4 protein-coding genes and 2 pseudogenes are annotated in these 4,595 nt (G+C 57.3%); 3 read left to right on the top strand and 3 right to left on the bottom strand.

The window, feature by feature from the left end; translation table 11 throughout:
- Positions 1 to 351 precede the first annotated feature (351 nt).
- Positions 352 to 549, top strand: a complete 198-nt coding sequence (locus tag BV911_RS18395) for a hypothetical protein (RefSeq protein WP_139840156.1) — start codon at positions 352 to 354, stop codon at positions 547 to 549.
- Positions 550 to 841: 292 nt separating this feature from the next.
- Positions 842 to 1,537 carry an MT-A70 family methyltransferase gene (locus BV911_RS18400; RefSeq protein ID WP_086055008.1) on the top strand — a complete coding sequence of 232 codons (696 nt, stop codon included), beginning with the start codon at positions 842 to 844 and terminating at the stop codon, positions 1,535 to 1,537.
- 54 nt (positions 1,538 to 1,591) lie between these two features.
- On the opposite strand, the gene BV911_RS18405 is transcribed toward BV911_RS18400, so the two are convergent.
- Both BV911_RS18405 and BV911_RS18410 read right to left on the bottom strand, forming a co-directional pair.
- Positions 1,592 to 1,894, bottom strand: coding sequence for a hypothetical protein (locus BV911_RS18405; RefSeq protein WP_086055009.1), 303 nt, complete (start codon positions 1,892 to 1,894; stop codon positions 1,592 to 1,594).
- 39 nt (positions 1,895 to 1,933) lie between these two features.
- Positions 1,934 to 2,835: pseudogene (locus BV911_RS18410) on the bottom strand (IS3 family transposase); the annotation flags it as partial.
- 7 nt (positions 2,836 to 2,842) lie between these two features.
- Between BV911_RS18410 and BV911_RS18415 the strand changes: the two are divergent.
- Entirely contained in the window at positions 2,843 to 3,955 is a 1,113-nt protein-coding gene (locus BV911_RS18415; RefSeq protein WP_240512368.1) for an IS110 family transposase, read from the top strand.
- Between the two features lie 254 nt (positions 3,956 to 4,209).
- Here the strand turns inward: BV911_RS18415 and BV911_RS18420 are convergent.
- Positions 4,210 to 4,520, bottom strand: a pseudogene (locus BV911_RS18420) (transposase); the annotation flags it as partial.
- Positions 4,521 to 4,595: the final 75 nt, after the last annotated feature.

The raw sequence follows: 4,595 nt of genomic DNA on the forward strand, positions 1-4,595 counted from the left end.
CCTACGGCCAGCGCGCTCTGGCACGCGTTAGCTATGTGGTGAGCACACGCGCCAGAGCGCCACCGACATCCCGAGCGTGGCCCCTATTTGCGCCGGTAAATGGCCCCTTATGTCACCGTGATTGACACCTGAGCGTTGGGTCGTTCTACAAGTGGCAGGCGAAGTATGGCGGCATGGATGCGACCATGAACAGCCAGATGAAGGTCATGGAAAGCGCCCAGTTGCATCATACGATACGCGGCGAGGCCATGGCGCGATCATCGAGCGCAGTGTCGATGCGTTCGGGCGTTCCTTCAGACCGGTGGCCGTCATGCCCTCACTGCCCATCCACCGCAATGGGCGGGAATGGGCGTGTTCAAGTCAAAGCCAGCATGGCGCAACTTTGGTCTGAAGATAAACCCCCTTGCCAAGCGGCACTTTAACGAACTGGCCAAGGACATTCGCATGCTGGAAGCGACCGCAAACCCAGCCCTGACGGCACGTCGTGCTCCGCGCCAAGAGTTGGCTAGGTTGGCAAAACTTCTGCGCGATCGGGCCTGCCAAGTCTGATCCAGTGTGCCGCCAGTTGATGGCCATGCCCGTCGTGGGGGCAGCTAGGAAACTGACGGTCAAGGGGATCCGGCAGATATCGCCGCCTTGTAAGCGGCCTCAACACCACGCCTTGGCGCACCGCCCCTGGACATCAAGCAAGCCTAGCCCCAACCTGTTCAATCGGCTATGGCTTGACGGCGCACCGCTCCAAGGTCTCACCACATTGAAGTCTCATTCAGGACACGTGGACAACATTTGTATGTTGTGCCTTTCTCATCAGGAGCGACGACTTGAAGTTTTGGAGCCGAATATGACCGACACCCCCGATGCAGCCAGCGAGTTGCGTAGTTTTCTCGATGGCCAGAAGTTCGGGTGCGTGATGGCAGATCCACCGTGGCGGTTTCAGAATCGCACCGGGAAAATTGCGCCCGAACACAAGCGCTTGGCGCGATACCCAACGATGACGCTCGAAGAAATCTGTGCGTTGCCGGTTGCCGAACATGTTGAAGAGAGGGCGCATTGTTATCTCTGGGTACCGAATGCATTGCTTCCAGAAGGCTTGGAAGTCCTGAAAGCGTGGGGCTTCGGCTACAAATCACATATCGTCTGGGAGAAGGTCCGCAAGGACGGCGGGCCAGACGGGCGCGGGGTGGGCTTTTACTTCCGGAATGTTACAGAGATCCTGTTGTTTGGTGTCCGAGGTAAGAACGTTCGGACATTGGCACCTGGTCGCTCGCAAGTGAACTATATCGAGGCGCCAGAGCCAGGTTTGGATGAAAGTACCCAACCTGACGGCGACCTCCTCAAGACCCGAAAACGGGAGCACAGCCGCAAACCAGACGAGCAATATGATATCATCGAAAGTTGCAGTTGGGGACCATTCCTAGAGCTTTTTGGCCGTGGGACTCGAAAAGATTGGACAGTCTGGGGCAATCAGGCCGACACCGACTATAAACCAACTTGGAAGACATACGCCTACAATTCAACAGTCCAAGCTGCTGAGTAATAATTCTCAGGAAACCTCTGACCGAGCCCCCCAAGCGTTCTGCGGCGTGTTCGGTCAATTTCTACTTTGGTGAGTGGTCGTGGAAAAAGGCAACGAAGTATGGACGCCTAGTAGCTCACCAAAAACTTCTCGTGGGGCGATGGGGCTGCGGGTCTTCAGGAGCTTCATGCGATCATCAGAACCGGATTCGATGACCAACTTCAGGACGGTCCTCGCGACCTTTTTAGGGAACGTGTCAACCTTACTGGGCGACCAGTCTTTATTCCTATCAATTTCTTTCTTTTCAATCGCACCGACAATGACGTTGATTATCTCTCCGCCGACGAATTGGTTTTCCAGGCCCCGACTTGGGAGCATGGTAATCCTGCCGTTTTTAGCGGGACGGGGTCGTAGAATTTACGCAGCCATTTTCAGTTTCATTGCGGGGGTGATGCCGCCGATGCCCATATTCGGGCGGTCGTTGTTATAAGTCCATAGCCACTGTGTGGCGAAGTGCTGGGCCTCCTCGATGCTGTTGATGATGTATTGATCCAGCCATTCGTGCCGGACCGTGCGGTTGTAGCGCTCATGTAGGCATTTTGCTGGGGCTGGCCGGGCTGAATGTAGGCCAGGGCGATGCTGTGCTTTTCAGCCCATTCCAGCAGCGTGTTGCTGATGTATTCGGGGCCGTTGTCGACGCGAATGGTTTCGGGCTTGCCACGCCATTCGATGATATTGTCGAGACTGCGGATGACCCGCTCGGCCGGCAGGGAAAAGTCCACCTCGATCCCCAGACCTTCGCGGTTGAAGTCGTCGAGCACGTTCCGCAGCCGGAACGCGCGGCCGTCCTCAAGGCGATCGGCCATGAAATCCATCGACCAGGTCACATTTGGCCTCTCTGGCACGGCCAGGGCGTCGGGCACATCCCGCTTCAACCGTTTGCGCGGCTTGATCCGCAGGTTCAGCTCTAGGGCGCAGTAGATCCGGTAGACGCGTTTGTGGTTCCATGGCTCGCCAATGTCACTCGGACCATTGGCGTTCCACTGGCTCGCCCCTGTACGTTGCGCAGATGCAGGAAACAGAGCCCGAAGCCCCACGTCTTGCGGGCATCGGTCAGGCCAACCAGCAGGTCTGCGATCTGCGCGTTCTCATCGCTCAAAAGCGGACTGTAACGATAGCACGTTTCGCTGACGCCGAATGCCCGGCAGGGCGAGACCATGGCCGCCATTGGTCCAAGGACAATGGTCGAGCGCGATGCTGACCCCTCTTCGTTCAACCGCATTGCAGGCCATCTCCCGGCGGTGAGACGGCCCAATTACTAATGGGATGGTCCGCCCCGCACCCCAGCGTATGCTCTTATGGCATCGCCAAAGCACAAGGAGAGAGAGGATGCGAACCAAACCAGTACCAGAAACCTTCGCCTATGGGATCGACATCGGCAAAAAGGTGTTTCACGTCGTTGCCGTCAATCGCGAGGGTGCTGTCATCCAGCAGGCCAGATTTGCGCGCGAGACACTGCAGGCATTCTTTGATGTCGCGCCAAGAGTGCTAATCGGCATGGAAGCCTGTCCTGGATCTCAGTGGCTTGCGCGGCGGTTGCGGGCCATTGGGCATGACGCCCGTATTATTCCAGCGCGCTTCGTGAAGCCTTACGTGAAGTCTAACAAGACCGATACCGTCGACGCCGCGGCCATTGCAGAAGCTGTAACCCGGCCAACCATGCGGTTTGTCGACGTCCGCACGCCAGAGCAGGTTGATTTACAAGCGTTGCATCGCATCCGGGATCGGCTTGTCGGGCAACGCACGGCGTTGATGAACCAAGCTCGTGCGTTTTGCATAGAGTATGGGCTGGCAATGCGTGTCGGGGCTGGGGGCTTCCACGCGGATATCCGACGTCATCTTGCCAACATAGATAACGATCTGACCGCGACAATGCGGGGGCTGCTCAACGATATATTGGACGATCTCGCCCACGTCGAAGGTCGGGTCAAAGCACTGAGCAGCAAGATCGAGGCTATTGCGCGTGACGATGAAACCATCAGCCGACTATTAACGATCCCCGGCATTGGCCCGTTGGGGGCCACCGCCCTTGTCGCCGCAGCCGGCGACGGCCGACAGTTCCGCAAGGCCCGTGATATGGCGGCGTGGCTCGGGTTGGTTCCTGCAGAATATTCAACCGGTGGTAAGCAGACTCTACTGGGGATCAGTAAGCGCGGAAATCGATATGTGCGCCGCTTGATCATCCATGGGGCGCGGTCCTGCTTTCTTCACCTCAACCGCGAAAGCCATGCTCTTGGGCGTTGGTTAAGTGCGCTCGAGGCGCGGACACATAGAAATAAGGCAGTGGTCGCCTTAGCCAACAAGCTGACCCGGATCGTCTGGGCAGTTCTGACCCAACCCGGAGCAGTTTACTTGCGGTCCAAAGGAGCAGCGGCCTGAGCCAACCTTTACCGCAAATTCCATTGCAAGGGACGTGATGACCAAACGGTTGATCGACCACGGGTAAGCCACGCGCAAAAAAGCGGGACCTGATCCCGTTCCACTAATCTGGAACCCGAGGTGCGGATCTCATCAAGGCCTGGTCGCCAAAAGCGGCTGACTGATCAGAGGCCGGATACATTTACGCAAGCCGGAGCGTCATCCACGAAAACCTTGCAATAGCGGGGCGGACCATACATTTTTCCCAGGGCTTACTTCAACAAATCCGCCTGCATGCTCAGATCGGCAAACATGCGCTTCAGTCGCCGGTTCTCGCGCGCCATTGTCGCTCGGACCAATGGCGCATCAAGGCGCGCTCCATAGCCTTCATTTGGCTGATCATCGACGCGTCCATGCCGCCATACTTGGCCCGCCATTTGTAGAAGGAAGCGGTGCTCATGCCATGCTCACGGCACAACTCGGCGACCCGCACACCGCCTTCGGCCTGACGTAGGATCGCAAGGATCTGGGGTTTGAACCGCGCCAGGTTTGCCGGAGGCTCCAACTCATGAGTAGGATGGAGCATCATGAACAAAACAACGAACAAATATTCACCTGAAGTGCGCGAACGTGCCGTGCGGATGGTTTTGGATGGCGCAGG

It is taken from the genome of Pseudoruegeria sp. SK021, from assembly GCF_002119405.1.
In the GTDB taxonomy this organism is placed as follows: domain Bacteria; phylum Pseudomonadota; class Alphaproteobacteria; order Rhodobacterales; family Rhodobacteraceae; genus Meridianimarinicoccus.

What these genes read in the sequence shown, in the direction of transcription:
- BV911_RS18415 (WP_240512368.1), top strand. Translation starts at nt 2,843, where the DNA reads ATGGTCCGCCCCGCACCCCAGCGTATGCTCTTATGGCATCGCCAAAGC.
- BV911_RS18405 (WP_086055009.1), bottom strand. Translation starts at nt 1,894, where the DNA reads ATGCTCCCAAGTCGGGGCCTGGAAAACCAATTCGTCGGCGGAGAGATA.
- BV911_RS18400 (WP_086055008.1), top strand. Translation starts at nt 842, where the DNA reads ATGACCGACACCCCCGATGCAGCCAGCGAGTTGCGTAGTTTTCTCGAT.